Here is an 18,525-nt window from a genome sequence, read left to right on the forward strand (position 1 = left end):
GGCGCGCCATGTCGTTCGCCACCACCGAGCTGACGCCCCGCGCCACGGCGCCCTCCGGCGACTTCGTGCTGGTCCTGACGTGTCCCGACCGGCCCGGCGTCGTGCACGCCGTCTCGTCCTTCCTCGTCGGCCACGGCGGCAACATCGTGGAGAGCCAGCAGTTCGGCGACCAGCTGACCGGCCGGTTCTTCATGCGCCTCGACTTCCTGGTCCAGGGAGAGGGTGCGGAGCAGGTGACGGCCGAGTCGCTGCGCAGCGACTTCGCCGACGTCGCGCGGCGGTTCGACATGACCTTCGAGCTCTGGGAGGCGCGGGCGCCGTACCGGACGCTGATCATGGTGTCCAAGCACCTGCACTGCCTCAACGACCTGCTGTTCCGCTACAGCACCGGCTCGCTCCAGATCGAGATCCCGGTGGTGGTGTCCAACCACCTCGACGCCGAGCCGCTGGTGAGGGCGCACGGGCTGGAGTTCGAGCACGTCCCGGTCACCCCGGAGACCAAGCCGCAGGCCGAGGACCGACTGCGAGAGCTGGTCGAGAAGCACGACATCCACCTCGTCGTGCTCGCCCGCTACATGCAGGTGCTCTCCGACCAGCTGTGCTCAGAGCTGTCCGGGCGCGCCATCAACATCCACCACTCGTTCCTGCCGAGCTTCAAGGGCGCCAAGCCCTACCACCAGGCGTTCGACCGCGGCGTGAAGCTGGTCGGAGCCACGGCGCACTACGTGACCGCCGACCTCGACGAGGGGCCGATCATCGAGCAGGACGTGGTGCGCGTCGACCACGGCTTCAACCAGCAGCAGCTCGTCACCGCCGGCCGTGACGTCGAGGCGCAGGTGCTCTCCCGGGCCGTGCGGTGGCACGCGGAGTCGAGAGTGCTGCTCAACGGACACCGCACGGTCGTCTTCCGATAGCCGGAGGTTTCGAGGCTCGTCGCTAGCGCTCCTCGCACCTCAACCACCGGTTACGGTTGCGCCATGAGCAACGCTGACGGTGCGGGGGTGCAGTCGGTCGATCGCGCGCTGACGATCCTCGAGCAGCTCGCCCGGCACGGCGAGGCCGGCGTCACCGAGATCGCCGGCGAGCTCGGCGTGCACAAGAGCACGGCGTTCCGGCTGGTCGCGACGCTCGAGGCGCACCGGCTCGTCGAGCAGACCGAGGACCGCGGCAAGTACCGCCTCGGGGTCGGCCTCCTTCGCCTGGCCGGCGCGACCACGGCCCGGCTCGACCTCGTGCAGGAGGCGCGGCCGGTGACCCGCCAGCTCGCGTCGGACACCGGAGAGACCGTCAACATCGCGGTGCTGTCGGAGCACTCGGCGCTCTACCTGGACCAGATCGCGGGGTCCTCCGCGCTCCAGCCCCACAACTGGGTGGGCCAGCACATCCCGCTGCACGCGACCAGCAACGGCAAGGTGCTGCTCAGCGGGCTCGACAAGCAGCGCCTCGACGCCACGTTGTCCCGCCTGGCGGCGTACACCCCGGCGACGATCACGTCGAAGGGCAAGCTGCGAGCCGAGCTCGAGCGGGTGCGGGAGCAGGGCTACGCCCTCGCCATCGACGAGCTCGAGGTCGGTCTCACCGCCGCGGCCGCGCCGATCCGCAACGTGCACGGCGACGTCGTCGCGTCGATGAGCGTTTCCGGGCCGAGCTTCCGGGTGAACGGCGACCGCGTCGACGAGATCATCCGGGCGGTGGTGGCCGCCGCCGAGGAGGTCTCCCACCGGCTCGGCTGGGGTCAACGTTAGGTCACGGTCGCCCCGCGGTCCTTGACGCGCGCACCGGAGCGCAGCATTCTTCACACAGTCACACGTTGCGCTTGAAGAACTCCGATGCGTAGTGCGCAACAGGAAGCGGGGAGTGCCCGTGCCGGATCTCTATGTCGACGGACGGTGGCGCGCTGCCGCCGCCGGTGGTCGGCGTGAGATCCGCTGCCCCGCCGACGGCACGCTGGTGGCCGAGGTCGACGAGGCTACTGCCGAGGACACCGCCGAGGCGATCGCCGCTGCCCACCGCGCCTTCCACGAGGGGCCGTGGCCGCACACGTCGGCGCGCGAGCGCGGTGACCTGCTGCTGCGCGTCGCCGACCTGCTCGAGCGCGACAAGGACGCGGTCGCGCGGATGGAGTCGCTCGACACCGGCAAGCGGCTCGTGGAGTCCGAGTACGACGTCGACGACATCGTGTCGGTGTTCCGCTACTACGGTCGTGTCGCCGCCGAGGACGCCGGGCGCGTGGTCGACACGGGCAACGCCGACGTCGTCAGCCGCATCGTCCACGAGCCGATCGGCGTCTGCGGCCTGATCTCGCCGTGGAACTACCCGCTGCTCCAGGTCTCCTGGAAGGTCGCTCCCTGCCTGGCCGCGGGCAACACGTTCGTGCTCAAGCCGAGCGAGCTCACGCCGCACACCGCGATCCACCTGATGCGTCTGCTCGAGGAGGCCGGGCTTCCGGCCGGGGTCGGCAACCTGGTCCTCGGCGCGGGACCCGAGGCGGGCGCGCCCCTCTCGGAGGACCCGCGGGTCGACCTGGTGTCGTTCACCGGCGGGCTGGCGACCGGCCGTGCGATCGCGGCCGCCGCGGCCCCCACGGTGAAGAAGGTCGCGCTCGAGCTCGGCGGCAAGAACCCCAACATCGTCTTCGCCGACGCCGACCTCGAAGTCGCCCTCGACTACGCGCTGACGGCGGTCTTCCTGCACTCCGGCCAGGTCTGCTCCGCGGGTGCGCGGCTGCTCGTCGAGGAGTCGATCCACGACCGGTTCGTCGACGCGCTCGTCGAGCGGGCCGGACGGATCCGGCTCGGCGGACCGTTCGACGAGAAGGCCGAGACCGGGCCGCTCACCAGCGCGGGCCACCGCGACAAGGTCGAGGCGTACGTCGCCGCCGGGATCGCCGAGGGCGCCGTCCTCCGCTGCGGCGGGAAGCGCCCCGACGCAACCGAGCAGCCCGAGCTCGCCGACGGCTACTACTACCTGCCGACGATCCTCGACCGCTGCACCAGTGACATGTCGGTGACCCAGGACGAGTCGTTCGGACCGGTGCTGACCGTCGAGACGTTCACCGGCGAGGACGACGCCGTCGCCACGGCCAACGACTCGATCTACGGCTTGGCGGGCGCGGTGTGGACCCAGGACGCCGGCAAGGCGCAGCGGGTCGCCGGCCGGCTGCGCATGGGGACGGTCTGGATCAACGACTACCACCCCTACGTGCCGCAGGCCGAGTGGGGCGGCTACAAGCAGTCCGGCGTCGGCCGTGAGCTCGGGCTCGCCGGGCTGGACGAGTACCGCGAGACCAAGCACGTGTGGCACAACATCCGGCCCGCCGAGCAGCGCTGGTTCGCCGGGTAGACGGGACGAGGCAATGGGTGCGGAACGGTACGACTACGTCATCGTGGGCGGGGGATCCGCGGGGTGCGCCCTGGCCAACCGCCTCTCGGCAGACCCGGGCACGTCCGTCCTGGTGCTGGAGGCGGGACGGTCGGACTACCGGATCGACCCGTTCATCCACATGCCCGCGGCGCTCCCGTTCCCGATCGGCAGCCGGTTCTACGACTGGAAGTACGAGTCGGACCCGGAGCCCGACCTCGGCGGCCGCCGCGTGTTCCATGCCCGCGGCAAGGTCCTCGGCGGCTCCAGCAGCATCAACGGCATGATCTTCCAGCGCGGCAACCCGCTCGACTACGAGCGCTGGGGCGCCGAGCCGGGGATGAAGGAGTGGGACTACCTCCACTGCCTGCCCTACTTCAAGAAGATGGAGAGCTGCCTCGCCGGCGCCGACGAGTGGCGCGGGGGAGACGGCCCGCTCAAGCTCGAGCGCGGCCCGGCGACCAACCCGCTGTTCGACGCGTTCTTCAAGGCGACGGTCGAGGCCGGCTACCACCTCACCGACGACGTCAACGGCTACCGGCAGGAGGGGTTCGCCAAGTTCGACCGCAACGTCTACCGCGGGCGCCGCTACTCCGCCGCGCGCGCCTACCTGCACCCGGTCCGACACCGGAAGAACCTCACGGTCCGGACGCTCACGCTGGTGACCAAGGTGCGGTTCGAGGGAAAGCGCGCCGTCGGGGTCGACTACGAGCGCGCCCGTCGCCGGCACAGCGTCGACGCCGGCGAGGTGATCCTCTGCGGTGGCGCGATCAACACCCCACAGCTGCTCCAGCTCTCCGGTGTCGGCGACGAGGCGCTGCTCAAGAAGCACGGGGTCCCCGTCGTCCACCACCTGCCCGGCGTGGGGGAGAACCTCCAGGACCACCTCGAGGTCTACATCCAGTACGCGTCGAAGCAGCCGGTCTCGATCGCGCCCGGCCTGGCCTGGCACCAGCGTCCGAAGATCGCCTACCAGTGGCTCTTCCAGCGCAAGGGGCTCGGCGCCACCAACCACTTCGAGGGCGGCGGGTTCGCGCGCAGCAACGACGACGTCGACTACCCCAACCTGATGTTCCACTTCCTGCCGATCGCGATCAGGTACGACGGCACCTCGCCCGTCGAGGGTCACGGCTACCAGGTGCACATCGGGCCCATGTACGCCGACACCCGCGGCTGGGTGCGGATCAAGTCCCGCGACCCGCGGCAGCACCCGTCGATCCGGTTCAACTACCTGTCCACGCCCACCGACCGCAAGGAGTGGGTCGAGGCCATCCGGGTGGCGCGCGACATCCTCAACCAGCCCGCCTTCGCGCCGTACAACGACGGCGAGATCTCGCCCGGCCCGTCGGTCGAGACTGACGAGGAGATCCTGGAGTGGGTGCGCAAGGACGCCGAGACCGCGCTGCACCCCTCGTGCACCGCGAAGATGGGCGTCGACGAGATGTCGGTGGTCGACCCGGCCACGATGAAGGTGCACGGCACCGAGGGGCTGCGGGTGGTCGACGCCTCGGTCTTCCCGTTCGTCACGAACGGCAACATCTACGCGCCGGTGATGATGGTGGCCGAGAAGGCCGCCGACCTGATCGCCGGAAATACGCCGCTTCCGCCCGCGGACGTGCCTTACTACCGCTATCGGGACGGCATGCCGTTGTACCCGCCGGGTGACCCGCGCAACGGCACCAGCCCAGACGAAGGGAAGGCGCCATGACGGCAGCCCTGTCAGTCGACGGTCTCTGGAAGATCTTCGGGCCGCGAGCGGACAAGATCATCGGTACGCCGGACGCGGACCTCCCGCGCGCCGAGCTCAAGGCGAAGACCGGCTGCGTCGCCGGCGTCAAGGACGTGTCCTTCGACGTGGCGCCCGGCGAGGTGTTCGTGGTCATGGGCCTCTCCGGCTCGGGCAAGTCGACGCTCGTCCGCTGCCTGACCCGGCTGATCGAGCCGACCGCGGGCAAGGTCAACATCGACGGCACCGACGTCACGTCGGCCTCGGAGGCGGAGCTGCGCGAGCTGCGCCGCAGCAAGGTCTCCATGGTGTTCCAGCACTTCGGGCTGCTCCCGCACCGACAGGTGATCGACAACGTCGCCTACGGCCTGGAGGTCCGCGGGATCGGCAAGAAGGAGCGCCGAGCCAAGGCCGCGGAGGTCGTGTCGCTCGTCGGCCTCGACGGCTTCGAGAAGTCCTATCCCGACCAGCTCTCCGGGGGCATGCAGCAGCGGGTGGGGCTCGCACGCGCCCTCGCCAACGACCCGAGCATCCTGCTGTTCGACGAGCCGTTCTCGGCCCTCGACCCGCTGATCCGGCGCGACATGCAGAACGAGGTCATCCGGCTGCACCGCGAGCTCGGCAAGACGATGGTCTTCATCACCCACGACCTGCAGGAGGCGCTCAAGCTCGGTGACCGGATCCTGATCATGCGCGACGGCGAGATCGTGCAGATCGGCGCACCGGACGAGGTCGTCGGCGCTCCGGCCGACGACTACGTGCGCGACTTCGTCTCCGAGGTGCCGCGCTCGCACGTCCTCACCCTGAAGTGGGTGATGCGCGACCCGAAGCCCGGCGACTCGATGGACGGACCCGTCATGGGCTCGGACACGATCGTGCGCCAGGCGGCGCAGGCCGCCCTCGCCTCCGACCACCCGGTCCGCGTCGTCGACGGTGACGAGCGGGTCATCGGCATCGTCGACGACGACGCGATCCTGCGGGTCGTCGTCGCGGAGGAAGAGGCGCACGCATGAGCACCCTGGCGCCTGAGCGGCCTGACGCCGCAGAGCCGGAGGAACGGCCGCCGGTCGAGAAGCCGCGACCGCCGCTGCTGTCCTCGCGCTGGCTGTGGGCGCTCGGCATCATCGGGCTCTGGATCGTCATCTGGGCGGTCACCAAGGGCAACGACACGCTCGAGCTGGCTGGTCGCGAGCGCACCTCTGTCCACGACGCGCTCGCGGGATTCCGTGACGACGTGCTCGCGAGCCGCGACAGCAACCCGATCATCCAGCTCACCTACGAGATCGGCGGCTGGTTCAACTCGTTCGTCGACTGGCTGCAACGGATGATCTCCGTCGAGAACTTCCCGCGGCCGGTGCCCGAGGTCGGGTGGTTGGGCGTCACCGCGGTCGCGACGTGGATCGGGCTTGCCATCGCGGGTTGGCGGATCGCCATCCTCGTCGCCCTGTCGTTCCTGTCCTTCGGCGTCTTCGACTACTGGTCAGGTGCGATCGACCTCTTGATCGTGACCTTCGTCGCCGTCGGCGTGTCGGTGCTGATCGGTCTGCCGCTCGCGGTCCTCCTCGGCACCGGCAACCGGGTGGTCCACTCGGTGATGACGACAGCGCTCGACATCTTCCAGACGATGCCGACCTTCGTCTACCTGGCCCCGGTGGCGCTGTTCTTCGGCATCGGCGCGTCGGGCGCAGTGGTCTGCACCCTGCTCTACGCGCTACCGCCGATCATCAGGGTCGCGGGCCACGGGATCCGCACCGTCTCAGAGACGACGATCGAGGCCACCGACTCGGCGGGGCAGACCCGCTGGCAGCGACTGACCAAGGTGCAGCTGCCGATGGCGCGCCGGACGATCGTGGTCGGGCTCAACCAGACGATCCTGGCCGCGTTGTCGATGGCGACCATCGCGGCGTTCATCGATGGTCCGGGAGCCGGGCAGGACGTGCTCGACAGCCTGAAGACCGTCGACACCGGCGGTGGCTTCGTGCCCGGTGCGCTGATCGTGGTGATCGCCATCATGCTCGACCGCACAACGACAGCGGCCAGTGAGTACAGCGAACGTGCTGCCCGCGGCGGCGTCGACCTGAGGCGTCGGCGGATCGTCCTGGCCGTGGCCGCGGTGCCGGTCATCGTCTGCCTCTATCTGTCGCGCCAATACCCGTGGGCGGCTGAGTTCGAGGAGACCGGCTGGCGGACGCGCCTCGCAGATCTCGTCAACGACTTCTTCGACTGGTTCACCGACGTGTTCCGCGACGTCACCCAGGGCTTCAAGGACCTGATCAGCGCCGTCCTTCTCAACCCGCTGGAGTCGCTCCTCGCCGAGTCGCCCTGGTGGCTGGTCGCGGCGGCGCTTCTCGGCCTGGCCTTCGTGCTCGGCGGCCTCCGCGCGTTGCTCCCGACCGTGGTGTGCGTCGCCGGGCTTCTCTACTTCGGGCTGTGGAACGACGCGATGATCACCCTCAACATGACGCTGGTCGGCACCGTCCTGGTCATGGTGCTCGCCCTCGTCTTCGGTGTGTGGATGGCCCGCAGTCCGAAGATGGACCTCGTGCTGCGGCCGCTCCTCGACACCGGCCAGACCATCCCGCCGTTCGTCTACATGATCCCGGTGCTGGCGCTCTTCGGCACGACCCGGTTCAGTGCGATCGTCGCTGGCGTCGTCTATGCGGCACCCGTCGCGATCAAGCTCGTGGCCGACGGGGTGAAGGGTGTCTCCGCCTCGACGCTCGAAGCGACCCGCTCGACGGGCTCCACGACCTGGCAGGAGATCACCAAGGTCCAGCTGCCGATGGCGCGCGGCCACCTGGTGCTGGCGGCCAACCAGGGTCTGCTCTACGTGCTGGCGATGGCGGTCATCGGCGGCCTGGTCGGCGCGGGCGGGCTGGGCTACGACGTGGTGCTCGGGTTCGCCCGCTCGGAGGAGTGGGGCTTCGGCGCCGCAGCCGGCATCAGCATCGTGCTGCTCGGGATCATGGTCGACCGGATCGCACGGGGGGCGGCAGACAAGACGTCTCGGTAGCAGTGCACGCGCAACACCAACAACCAAGGAGAATCACAGTGCGACACACAAGAAGGGCAGCAGGCCTCACCTCGGTTGCGGCGTGCGTGGCGCTCGTGCTCACCGCCTGCGGCGAGAGCTCGATCGACGACGAGACCGAGGCCAACGAGTCGCAGGCCGCGGAGCTCGGCGACTGCGGCGAGATCAACATGGCCGTGAACCCGTGGGTGGGCTACGAGGCGAGCGCCTACGTCGTCGGCCACGTCGCCGAGGAGCAGCTCGGCTGCAAGGTCAACTACAAGGACATCAAGGAGGACGTCGCCTGGCAGGGCTTCGGCACCGGCGAGGTCGACGTGATCATCGAGGACTGGGGCCACCCGGACCTGGAGAAGAAGTTCTTCGCCGAGCAGGGCGACGGCAGCGCGATGGACCTCGGCCCGCAGGGCAACGTGGGCATCATCGGCTGGTTCGTCCCGCCGTGGCTGGCCGAGGAGCACCCGGAGGTCCTTGACTACAAGAACCTCAACGACTTCGCCGAGGAGTTCGCCACCTCCGAGACCGGTGACAAGGGCCAGTTCCTCGGCGCGGACCCGTCGTACGTGCAGTTCGACGAGGCGATCATCAGCAACCTCGGCCTCGACTTCGAGGTGGTCTTCTCCGGCAGCGAGGCGGCGAGCATCACCGCCTTCCAGCAGGCCGAGGAGAACAAGGAGTTCCTGATCGGCTACTTCTACGAGCCGCAATGGCTGTTCGCCGAGATCCCGCTCGAGCGGGTCGCGCTGCCGCCGTACGAGGAGGGCTGCCAGGACGACCCGGCCGAGGTCGACTGCGACTACCCCGAGACCGTGCTGAAGAAGATCGGCTCGACCTCGTGGGTCGAGGAGGGCGGTCCCGGCGTCGAGCTGGTCCAGAACTTCGAGTGGACCAACGACGACCAGAACACCGTCGCGAAGTACATCTCGGAGGACGGCATGTCGCCCGAGGACGCCGCCGCGCAGTGGGTGGAGGACAACCAGGACGTCGTCGACGCCTGGCTGCCGCAGTGACCTGACGCCCTCCGGCTCGTCCCCGGAATTCTCATTCGCGCCCGGTCGGGGCATTGACTCCCGGCCGGGCGCGGGTGATTCTAGAGTTGTCTCGCATAACGCACTCCGTTGCATATAACGCAACACCGTGACAGGAAGAAGTCCGCCCATGGCCACCGTCCCCAGCTCGGCCCGCGTCGTCGTCATCGGAGCCGGCATCGTCGGCAACAGCCTCGTGCACCACCTGGCGCGCCTCGGGTGGCGCGACATGGTGCAGATCGACCAGGGGCCGCTCCCGAACCCGGGCGGCTCGACCGGTCACGCGTCGAACTTCATCTTCCCGGTCGACCACTCCCGGGAGATCACGGACCTGACGCTCGACTCAATGCGGCAGTACAAGGAGCTCGGCGTCTTCACGGAGTCCGGCGGCTTCGAGCTCGCGCGCACGCCAGCGCGGATGGAGGAGCTGCGAAGGCGCATGTCGAGCGCCAAGGCCTGGGGGATCGAGGCCGAGCTGGTCTCGCCGGAGTTCGTGAAGGAGAAGGTGCCCTTCATCGAGACCGACCAGTTCATCGGTGCCTTCTGGACCCCGAGCGTCGGCGTGGTCGACTCGCTGCGCGCGGGCACGATCATGCGCGAGGGCGCGGTCGACGCGGGTGCGTTGACCGTCGTACCCAACGTCGAGGTGCTGGGCATGGACACCGAGGAGGGCGCCGACGGTCGCCGGCGGATCACCCGCGTGCGCACCGACGCGGGCGACATCGAGGCCGAGCACGTCGTGATCGCGACCGGCGTGTGGAGCCCCAAGCTGGGCGACATGGCCGGCATCAGCATCCCGCTGACACCCGCCGTGCACCAGATGATCAGCGTCGGCCCGTGCCCGCAGCTGACCGAGCGCGAGGGCGAGATCTCGTTCCCGATCGTGCGCGACATGGACACGTTCTGCTACGAGCGCCAGCACGGCGCCGACATGGAGGTCGGCTCCTACGCGCACCGCGCGATCCTGCACGAGCCCGAGGACATCCCCTCGCTCGAGCAGGCCAAGCTGTCGCCGACCGAGATGCCGTTCACGTCCGACGACTTCGACCCGCAGCTCGAGCAGGCCTACGAGCTGATGCCCGAGCTGCTCGGGGCCGAGGGCGCCGAGATGCGCTACGCGATCAACGGCCTGCTCTCGCTCACCTGCGACGGTGCGCCGATCCTGGGGGAGAGCGACGTGAAGGGCCTCTGGACGGCCTCGGCGGTCTGGATCAAGGAGGGCCCGGGCGTCGGCCGGGCGGTCGCGGAGTGGATGACCCACGGCTACTCCGAGATCGACCTCAGCCACAGCGACATCGCCCGGTTCCACGACCATCAGAAGCGGCGCGAGCACACGCGGCGCCGTACAACCGAGTCGTTCATCAAGACCTACGGCATCGTGCACCCGGCCGAGCAGTACGAGTCCGACCGTGACCAGCGGCTCTCGCCCATGCACGAGTCGCAGAAGAAGCTCGGCGCGTTCTTCTTCGAGACCGCAGGCTGGGAGCGGCCGCACTGGTACGAGTCGAACGCCGACCTGCTCGACGTGTACGGCGACGCGGTCATGCCGCGCACGCACGAGTGGGACGCCCGCTGGTGGAGCCCGATCATCAACGCCGAGCACCTGCGGATGCGCGAGGCGGCAGGTGTCATCGACCTGTCGGCGTTCCAGGTCATCGACATCGTCGGGCCGGCGGCCCTCGACGCCGTGCAGCGCACGTGCGTCGCGCAGTGCAACGTCGCGGTCGGGAAGGTCGTCTACACGCCGGTGCTCAACGCGGCCGGCGGCTTCCTCTCCGACCTGACCGTGATGCGGCTGGACGAGGACCACTTCCGGGTGGTCACCGGTGGTGCGCACGGCCCGGTGGACCGGAAGACGTTCGCCGACCAGCTGGCGCTCGTCAACGACGGCACCACGACGCTGACCGACGTCACCGACGCCGTCTCGACGATCGGTCTCTGGGGACCGCGCGCACGCGACATCCTCGCCTCGCTCACGTCCGACGACGTCTCCGACGAGGGCTTCGGGTTCCTCACCTGCCGCGAGATCCAGGTCGGCGGCGTGACCGTGCTGGCGTCCCGCATCTCCTACGTCGGCGAGCTCGGCTGGGAGCTCTACGTCGCCATGGACGACGCCGCGGAGCTGTGGGACACCCTGCTCGACGCCGGCGCCGCGCACGGGGCCCGTCCCGTCGGCATCGGCGTCTACGGCACCACCGGCCGTATCGAGAAGGGCTACCGCGCCTACGGCTTCGAGCTCGACGCCGAGCGCTCGATCGTCGAGGCCGGCATGCAGCGGCCGAAGGTCAAGGCGGCCGACTTCGTCGGCAAGGAGGCCTACCTCCGGCAGCGGGAGGAGGCGCCGAAGACCGTGCTGTGCACCCTGACCGTCGAGGACCACACGTCGGCGTCGGGGGAGAAGCGCTACATGCTCGGCGGCGAGCCGATCCTGACGCGCGGCGGCGGCACGCTCACCGACGGCCACGGCCACCACCCCTACGTCACGACCGCCGGCTCCGCCCCGTCGCTCGGCAAGCACGTGCTGATGGCCTACCTGCCGCCGGAGCAGGCCGTCATCGGCACCGAGCTCGCGGTGTCCTACATGGAGGAGCTCTACCCGGTCACGGTCCGCTCGGTCGACGCCACCCCGCTGCTCGACCCCGCCAACGAGCGGATCCGCTGATGGTCGACGTACTCGTCTGCGTGAAGCGGGTCGTCGACTCCTCCGGCGAGGTCGTGCTCACCGACGACGGCCAGTCCGTCGACGGGCGGTTCGCCGGCTACACGATGAGCAACCACGAGGAGTGCGCGGTCGAGCTGGCGGTGCAGATCGCCTCGGCGACTGGCGGCACGGCCACCGTGGCGACGCTCGGCGAGCCCGAGGCGGTCGAGCAGCTGCGCGCCGCGCTCGCGGTGGGCTGCACGGCGGCGACCCACGTCGAGGCCGACCCGGCGGCGTTCGGGCCCGCCGATGTGGCGCGTGAGCTTGCGGCCGTGGTCCGCGCGCACGAGGCGGAGGGCCGCCCGCACGACCTGGTCCTGCTCGGCAACGACGCCGCCGACAGCGGCGACTTCCAGGTCGGCATCCGGCTGGCCTACGAGCTGGGCCGGCCGGTGGTCAACGGGGCGGCGCTCGTCGAAGTCGAGGACGACGCGGTGGTCGCCCGGGTCAAGAGCCCCGACGGGCGCGAGACCTACCGGGTGTCGCTGCCCGCCGTGGTGACGGTCCTCGAGGGCGGCGTCGAGCCGCGCTATCCGACGGTTCCCGGCCGGATGAAGGCCAAGAAGGTCGAGATCGAGCAGCGCACGCCTGCCGCGGAGCCTCGCGGCTCAAAGCGGAAGCGGCTGCTCCTGCCGCCGCCCCAGCCCAGCGACGTGCAGGTCCTCGGCAAGGGCGCGGACGCTGCCCCGGCTGTCGTCGACCTCTTCGAGAAGCTGGGGGTCCTCCGATGATCCTGGTCCTGGTCGAGACCGACGCCAACGGCGCGGTCGAGGTCTCCTGCGAGACCATCACGTTCCTGCGCAGGCTGTCGGCCGAGGGCGGTGGCGTGCCGATCGACGCGGTCGCGATCGGCGAGCTCGCCTGCTCGCCGGAGCAGCTCGCGAGCCAGCTGGCGTCGTACGGCGTCCGCGACGTGCACCACGCGACCGGCGAGGCGTTCGCGTCGTACGGCGGCGCGGCCTGGGCGGCGGCCGTGCAGGGCGTGCGTCAGGCGACCGGAGCCGTCGTCGTGAGCGCCGCCGGCACGCCGCGCGGGATGGAGGTGCTCGCCCACGTCGCGGCGCGGACCGGCGTCGCGATGGCGGCCAACGTGGTCGCGTTCGAGGGCCTCGCGCCGTTCACGGTCACCCGCCAGGTCGTCGGGGGATCGGCGCTGGAGGAGATGGTGCTCGACGAGCGTCCGGCGGTCTTCACGGTCGCCGGCCACGCGGTGGAGGCCCTGCCCGCCGAGACGCCGGCCGCCGGCAACCTGGTGGCCTCGAGCCCCGAGGTCGGCGCGGCCGACCTCGTCGCGCGGGTGGTCTCCTCGGAGCCGCCACCGCCCGATCTGTCCGGCGGCCTGAAGTCCGCCCGGGTGGTCGTCGGCGCCGGTCGCGGCGCGGGCAGCGCCGACGGGTTCGGCGACCTGCTCGAGCTGACCGAGCTGCTCGACGCCTCGCTCGGGGTCTCGCGCGTGGTCACCAGCCTGGGCTGGCGGCCGCACCACGAGCAGGTCGGCCAGACGGGGAGCCGGATCTCACCTGACCTCTACGTCGCGTGCGGGATCTCCGGCGCCATCCAGCACTGGGCCGGCTGTGCGACGGCGAAGACGATCCTCGCGGTCAACACCGACGCCGAGGCCCCGATGGTGACGAAGGCCCACTACGCCGTCATCGGCGACCTGCACGAGGTCGTGCCGGCCATCAACGAGGAGATACGCCGCCGGCGTTCGGCCGGCTGACCTCCCCGCGTCTACGATTCGTCGGTGCTGCTCGACTGCCACCACTTCACCTCCGGCGAGTGCCGGTCGTGCGCGTGGATCGAGACGCCGTACGCCGACCAGCTCGCGCGCAAGGGCCGGGTCACCCGTGACGCGGTGACCGCCGTCCTCGACGGCCGGCCCGAGCCGGAATGGCTGCCTGCCGTCGCCAGCGCGCCCGAGGGCTTCCGCACCAAGGCGAAGATGGTCGTGGCCGGGACCGTGGACCGGCCGACGCTCGGGATCCTCGACGCCGCCGGCGGGGGAGTGGACCTGCGCGACTGCGCGCTGCACACGCCCGGGATCGTAGCCGCGCTCCCCGAGCTGGCTGCGTTCGTGACGCGGGCCGCGCTCGCGCCGTACGACGTGGCCGCGCGAGCGGGCGAGCTCAAACACGTGCTGGTCACGGAGTCGCCGGCGGGCGCGCTGATGGTGCGGTGGGTGCTGCGGTCGCGGGAGGCCGAGGCGCGCATCCGCAAGCACCTGCCGTCCCTGCTGTCGGCGTTGCCCGGCTTGCGGGTCGTCACGATCAACGTGCAGCCCGAGCACAAGGCGGTCATCGAGGGCGAGCGCGAGATCGTGCTGACCGAGCAGGCGACGCTCCCGATCGAGGTCAACGACGTCACGCTGCACCTGGGCCCCCGCAGCTTCTTCCAGACCAACACCGCGATCGCGGCCGCTCTCTACCGGCAGGCGCGGGCGTGGGTGGACGAGATCGCTCCGGCAACGGCGTGGGACCTCTATTGCGGCGTCGGCGGGTTCGCGCTGCACGTCGCCCGGCCGGGGCGGACGGTGACCGGCGTCGAGCTCAGCGCGGAGGCGATCGCCTCGGCAGAGCGTGGGTGCGACGATGCGGGACTGTCCGCGCAGGACCTGCGGTTCGAGGCAGGCGACGCGACGGTGTACGCCCTCTCCTCAGCGGCCGAGGCGCGGCCTGAGCTGGTGATCGTGAACCCGCCGCGGCGCGGCCTCGGTGCTCAGCTTGCTGGCTGGCTCGAGGACTCCGGCGTGCCGCACGTGCTCTACTCCAGCTGCAACCCCGACACGCTCGCGCGCGACCTCGCGGTGATGCGGTCCTACGCGCCGGCGCGGGGGCAGGTGTTCGACATGTTCCCGCAGACGGCGCACACGGAGACGCTGATGCTGCTGAGTCGTAGGACTCAGAGTGACCTATAGACCACTCTGACTCCTACGACTGCCTACCGCAGCGAGTACGTCGCCAGCGAGACGCCGACGTAGTGCGCCACGAACGCGAAGATCGTGAACGTGTGGAACACCTCGTGGAACCCGAACCACCGCGGCGACGGGTCGGGCCACTGGAGGCCGTAGACGAGGCCGCCGAACGTGTAGAGGGCCCCGCCGACCACGATCATCACGAACGTGGCGACGCCGATGCCGACCCCGAGGGCCACCGCGCCGTCGAAGAACGCCGGGATGAAGAACACCGCGGCCCAGCCGAGCGCGATGTAGATCGGCGCGGAGAGCCAGCGGGGTGCAGAGCGCCAGAAGAGCTTCATGAAGATCCCGAGCAGCGCTCCGGTCCACACCGTCGCCAGCAGCACGACCTGGGACGTGCCGTCGAGCAGGATCAACGCGAACGGTGTGTAGGACCCGGCGATCAGCAGGAAGATGTTCGAGTGATCCCACCGGTTGAGGATCAGCCACACCTTCGGTGACCAGGTGCCGCGGTGGTAGACCGCGGAGGTCCCGAACAGCAGCAGCGCGCTCCCGACGTACAGCGCCGACCCGATGCGCGTCGTCGCCGTCGGCGACAGCACGATCAGGACGATGCCGGCGGCCAGGATCAGCGGCGTGCTGACGAGGTGCAGCCAGCCACGCAGCTTGGGCTTGACCTCCGCCAGCTTGTCGCTGATCTGGTCGCCGATGGCGTCGAACCCCGAGCGCACGGCCTCGGTGCCGTGCTTGAGCGACTGGTTCATCGTCAGGCGGTACCTCAGGCGGTCGGGACGGGCGGCACGCCCTCGGACGGCTGGACGATCACGAAGCCGGGACCGTTGAACGTGACCTGGAAGGCTTCGCCCGAGCCACGTCCGATCAGCGCGCCGGCGGTGAACGACGACTTGATGCCGGTCTGCAGCTGGACGGACCAGGCGACGAGCGCGTTGGCGTCGGCGAAGGTCGGCGCCTCCTGTGCGTTGAGGACCACCGGGTCGCCGTCGGTGGTGATGGCGACCCAGCCGGTGCCGCGCAGCGTGGTGTTGAACAGCCCGCCCGCGGCGATGCTGCCGCCCTTGACCCGCTCGATGTTCCACTGGAGGTTGGCGGAGAACGCGAGGATGTTCTTGCCGTTGACCGACAGGCCGCTGTTGTTGAGGTGCAGGATGTGCACGTTGGCCGCGATGTCGGCGAGGAAGACGTCGCCCTGGCCCTCGACGCGCATCAGCGAGAGGCCCTCGCCGGTGACGGCCTTCTTGAGGAACTTCGCGGCGCCGCCGCCCTGGTAGGCGAAGTTGACGTTGCCCTGGTAGGCGACCATCGAGCCCTGCCGCGCCATGAACGGCTCGTTGATCCGCACCTTGAGCATCTTGCTGTTCTGGAGCGACGGGCCGGGGGTGTCGCCGACCTCGCTGTAGCGGCCGTCGATCAGGTCGCCGGTGATGCCGCCGAACGCGTCGCCGTACGCCGACGGGCCGCCGACGTGGGGCTGCCCCATCGGCGGCTGCTGGGCGTAGGGGTCGTGGGCGGGGAGCGGCTGCTGCTCGGGCGTGTACGCCGGCGGCGCGCCGCCGAACGCGGGCGGGGTCGCCTCGTAGGAGGACGGGCCGGCCTCGTAGGTCGGGGCGCTGGACTCGTACGACGGGGCCTGCGCGGCGGGCTCCTCCGCGGCCTGCTCCTCTGCGGCCTGCTCCTCCGCGGCCTGCTCCTCCACCTGCTGCTGCGGCACGACGCGGGTCGCGGCGAACGGGTCGTCGGCCGGCTGCTCGTCCGCGGGCGTCTCGTCGGCGGGCGCGTCGAACACCGAGGGAGCCGACTCGTCGGCGGACGAGCTCTCCGAGTACGGGTCGGTCAGCGGGTCGCCGCCGGCGCGCATCGTCGCGTCGGAGCTGTCCTCGGAGAAGGGCGAGGCCTCGCCGCTGCCGGCCGAGGCGTCGTGCTGGCTCTCAGGCTGCGCCGGCGGCTGCAGGGGAGCGGTGGAGACGACGCCGCCGTCGGAGACGTGCTCGGTCCACTGGGACCCGTCCCAGTAGCGGAGCTCGTGCTGACCGGTGGGGTCCGGGTGCCATGCAGCGGCGGTCATCGTCGTACCTCTTCCTCTGGACGTTTGCTCACGACGCGGCGTCGGGGCCCCATCGTCGCAGCACCAACCAACCGGGGGGAAGGGTGGTTACGATCGTGGACGTGGCGGACTGGAAGCAAGGCGTACGACGGGTGCTCTACCCCGCCTACGAGGCCCGGATGCTCCGCCGGATGCCCGGCAACCTGCCCAAGCACGTCGGGGTGATGCTCGACGGCAACCGCCGTTGGGCGAAGGCGGTCGGGCGCGACACCGCCCACGGCCACCGCGCGGGTGCCGCCAACATCGAGCCGCTGCTGACGTGGTGCGACGAGATCGGCATCGAGGTCGTCACCCTCTGGCTGCTGTCGACCGACAACCTCAACCGGCCCGCGCGGGAGCTCGAGCCGCTGCTCGAGATCATCGGCGACGCCGTCGACTCGCTCGCCGACACCGGTCGCTGGCGGCTCAACCCGGTGGGGGCGCTCGACCTGCTGCCCGCCTCGACCGCCGAGCGGCTCAAGAGCGCCGCCGAGCGCACCGCCGAGGTCGAGGGGATGCTCGTCAACGTCGCCGTCGGCTACGGCGGCCGCCGCGAGATCGCCGACGCCGTGCGCTCCCTGCTCAACGAGCACGCCAGCCGGGGCACCTCGCTCGAGGAGCTCGCGCAGATCATCGACGTCGAGCACATCGCCGACCACCTCTACACCAAGGGCCAGCCCGACCCCGACCTGGTGATCCGAACGTCGGGGGAGCAGCGCCTCGGCGGCTTCCTCCTCTGGCAGAGCGCGAAGTCGGAGTTCTACTTCTGCGACGCCTACTGGCCCGACTTCCGCCGGGTCGACTTCCTGCGCGCCATTCGCGCCTACGCCCACAGGGAGAGGCGCTTCGGGTCGTAGTTAGGCTGCCCTTCGTGAGCAAGCCGATCACCCTCCTGACCGTCACCCGCTCCGAGCGGCTCAGCCCCGGGATGGTGCGGCTCCACTTCGAGGGCGACCTCGCCAAGTTCGCGGACAGCACCTTCACCGACCGCTACGTGAAGCTCGTCTTCGGCGACGTCGCCGAGCTCGAGCGCGGCGGCCGACCCACGCTGCGCACCTATACCGCGGTCGACCCCGACGTCGCCGCCGGGACCATGAAGATCGACTTCGTCGTCCACGGCACCTCCGGCATCGCCGGCCCGTGGGCGTCGACTGCCCAGCCCGGCGACACGATCCACGTCCGCGGCCCGGGCGGCGCCTACGCGCCCGACCCGACGGCCGACTGGCACCTGTTCGCCGGCGACGAGGCCGCGCTGCCGGCGATCCGGCAGTCGCTCGCCGCGCTCCCCGCCGACGCGGTCGGGTACGCCGTCCTCGAGGTCGACACCCCCGCCCACGAGCAGCCGCTGCCGGCGCCCGCGGGCGTCGAGGTCACCTGGATCCACCACAGCGGCACCAGCAACGGGTCCTCCGCCGGGCGGCGGGGGCTCGCGGACGCCGTACGCGCGCTGCCGTGGCGCGAGGGCCGGGTGCACGCGTTCGTCCACGGTGAGGCGCAGGTCATCATGCACGAGGTCCGGCCCTACCTGCTCACCGAGCGCGCGGTGCCACGCGACGACGTCTCCATCTCCGGCTACTGGCGCGACGGCCGCACCGAGGAGGAGTTCCGCGAGTGGAAGGCGGCCCTGGCCGCGGCCGAGGCCGGCTGACCCGCCGGACCTGGTCTAG

15 protein-coding genes are annotated in these 18,525 nt (G+C 70.5%); 13 read left to right on the plus strand and 2 right to left on the minus strand.

Annotated features, from left to right (window positions below; all coding sequences use genetic code 11):
• The first annotated feature begins 8 nt into the window (after window positions 1–8).
• From purU to rlmC, 11 genes are all read left to right on the plus strand, one after another.
• Window positions 9–914, plus strand: coding sequence for a formyltetrahydrofolate deformylase (gene purU / locus HNR19_RS04980; RefSeq protein WP_218910149.1), 906 nt, complete (start codon window positions 9–11; stop codon window positions 912–914).
• 63 nt (window positions 915–977) lie between these two features.
• Entirely contained in the window at window positions 978–1,745 is a 768-nt protein-coding gene (locus tag HNR19_RS04985; protein WP_179666904.1) for an IclR family transcriptional regulator, read from the plus strand.
• Between the two features lie 118 nt (window positions 1,746–1,863).
• Entirely contained in the window at window positions 1,864–3,342 is a 1,479-nt protein-coding gene (locus HNR19_RS04990; protein WP_179666905.1) for an aldehyde dehydrogenase family protein, read from the plus strand.
• A 13-nt stretch (window positions 3,343–3,355) separates the two neighbouring features.
• Window positions 3,356–5,068, plus strand: coding sequence for a choline dehydrogenase (gene betA, locus HNR19_RS04995; protein ID WP_179666906.1), 1,713 nt, complete (start codon window positions 3,356–3,358; stop codon window positions 5,066–5,068).
• Window positions 5,065–6,099: a betaine/proline/choline family ABC transporter ATP-binding protein gene (locus HNR19_RS05000; RefSeq protein ID WP_179666907.1), complete on the plus strand. Its 1,035-nt coding sequence runs from the start codon at window positions 5,065–5,067 to the stop codon at window positions 6,097–6,099. Before betA ends, HNR19_RS05000 begins: the two co-directional genes overlap by 4 nt.
• Entirely contained in the window at window positions 6,096–8,099 is a 2,004-nt protein-coding gene (locus HNR19_RS05005; RefSeq protein WP_179666908.1) for an ABC transporter permease, read from the plus strand. The genes HNR19_RS05000 and HNR19_RS05005 overlap by 4 nt, the downstream gene beginning before the upstream one ends.
• An 86-nt stretch (window positions 8,100–8,185) precedes the next feature.
• Window positions 8,186–9,124 (plus strand): ABC transporter substrate-binding protein, encoded by a 939-nt coding sequence (locus HNR19_RS05010; protein ID WP_343047057.1) that lies wholly within the window; start codon window positions 8,186–8,188, stop codon window positions 9,122–9,124.
• A gap of 148 nt (window positions 9,125–9,272) precedes the next feature.
• Window positions 9,273–11,804 carry an FAD-dependent oxidoreductase gene (locus HNR19_RS05015; protein WP_179666909.1) on the plus strand — a complete coding sequence of 844 codons (2,532 nt, stop codon included), beginning with the start codon at window positions 9,273–9,275 and terminating at the stop codon, window positions 11,802–11,804.
• On the plus strand, window positions 11,804–12,574 hold the full coding sequence (locus HNR19_RS05020) for an electron transfer flavoprotein subunit beta/FixA family protein (RefSeq protein ID WP_179666910.1): 771 nt from the start codon (window positions 11,804–11,806) through the stop codon (window positions 12,572–12,574). Before HNR19_RS05015 ends, HNR19_RS05020 begins: the two co-directional genes overlap by 1 nt.
• Window positions 12,571–13,563 carry an electron transfer flavoprotein subunit alpha/FixB family protein gene (locus HNR19_RS05025; RefSeq protein WP_179666911.1) on the plus strand — a complete coding sequence of 331 codons (993 nt, stop codon included), beginning with the start codon at window positions 12,571–12,573 and terminating at the stop codon, window positions 13,561–13,563. Before HNR19_RS05020 ends, HNR19_RS05025 begins: the two co-directional genes overlap by 4 nt.
• A gap of 24 nt (window positions 13,564–13,587) precedes the next feature.
• Window positions 13,588–14,757, plus strand: a complete 1,170-nt coding sequence (gene rlmC, locus HNR19_RS05030) for a 23S rRNA (uracil(747)-C(5))-methyltransferase RlmC (protein ID WP_343047058.1) — start codon at window positions 13,588–13,590, stop codon at window positions 14,755–14,757.
• A 23-nt stretch (window positions 14,758–14,780) separates the two neighbouring features.
• Here rlmC and trhA read toward each other — a convergent pair whose 3' ends face one another.
• Window positions 14,781–15,521: a PAQR family membrane homeostasis protein TrhA gene (trhA, locus tag HNR19_RS05035; protein ID WP_179666912.1), complete on the minus strand. Its 741-nt coding sequence runs from the start codon at window positions 15,519–15,521 to the stop codon at window positions 14,781–14,783.
• Between the two features lie 14 nt (window positions 15,522–15,535).
• A complete protein-coding gene (locus HNR19_RS05040; protein WP_246303476.1) occupies window positions 15,536–16,840 on the minus strand; it encodes an AIM24 family protein in 1,305 nt (434 codons plus the stop codon).
• Between the two features lie 101 nt (window positions 16,841–16,941).
• Between HNR19_RS05040 and HNR19_RS05050 the strand changes: the two genes are divergently transcribed.
• Together HNR19_RS05050 and HNR19_RS05055 are read left to right on the plus strand one after the other, a co-directional pair.
• A complete protein-coding gene (locus HNR19_RS05050) occupies window positions 16,942–17,715 on the plus strand; it encodes an isoprenyl transferase (protein ID WP_343047059.1) in 774 nt (257 codons plus the stop codon).
• Between the two features lie 14 nt (window positions 17,716–17,729).
• Entirely contained in the window at window positions 17,730–18,506 is a 777-nt protein-coding gene (locus HNR19_RS05055) for an SIP domain-containing protein (protein WP_179666914.1), read from the plus strand.
• Window positions 18,507–18,525 lie beyond the last annotated feature (19 nt).

Origin of the sequence: Nocardioides thalensis, assembly GCF_013410655.1 — a bacterium.
GTDB lineage: Bacteria > Actinomycetota > Actinomycetes > Propionibacteriales > Nocardioidaceae > Nocardioides > Nocardioides thalensis.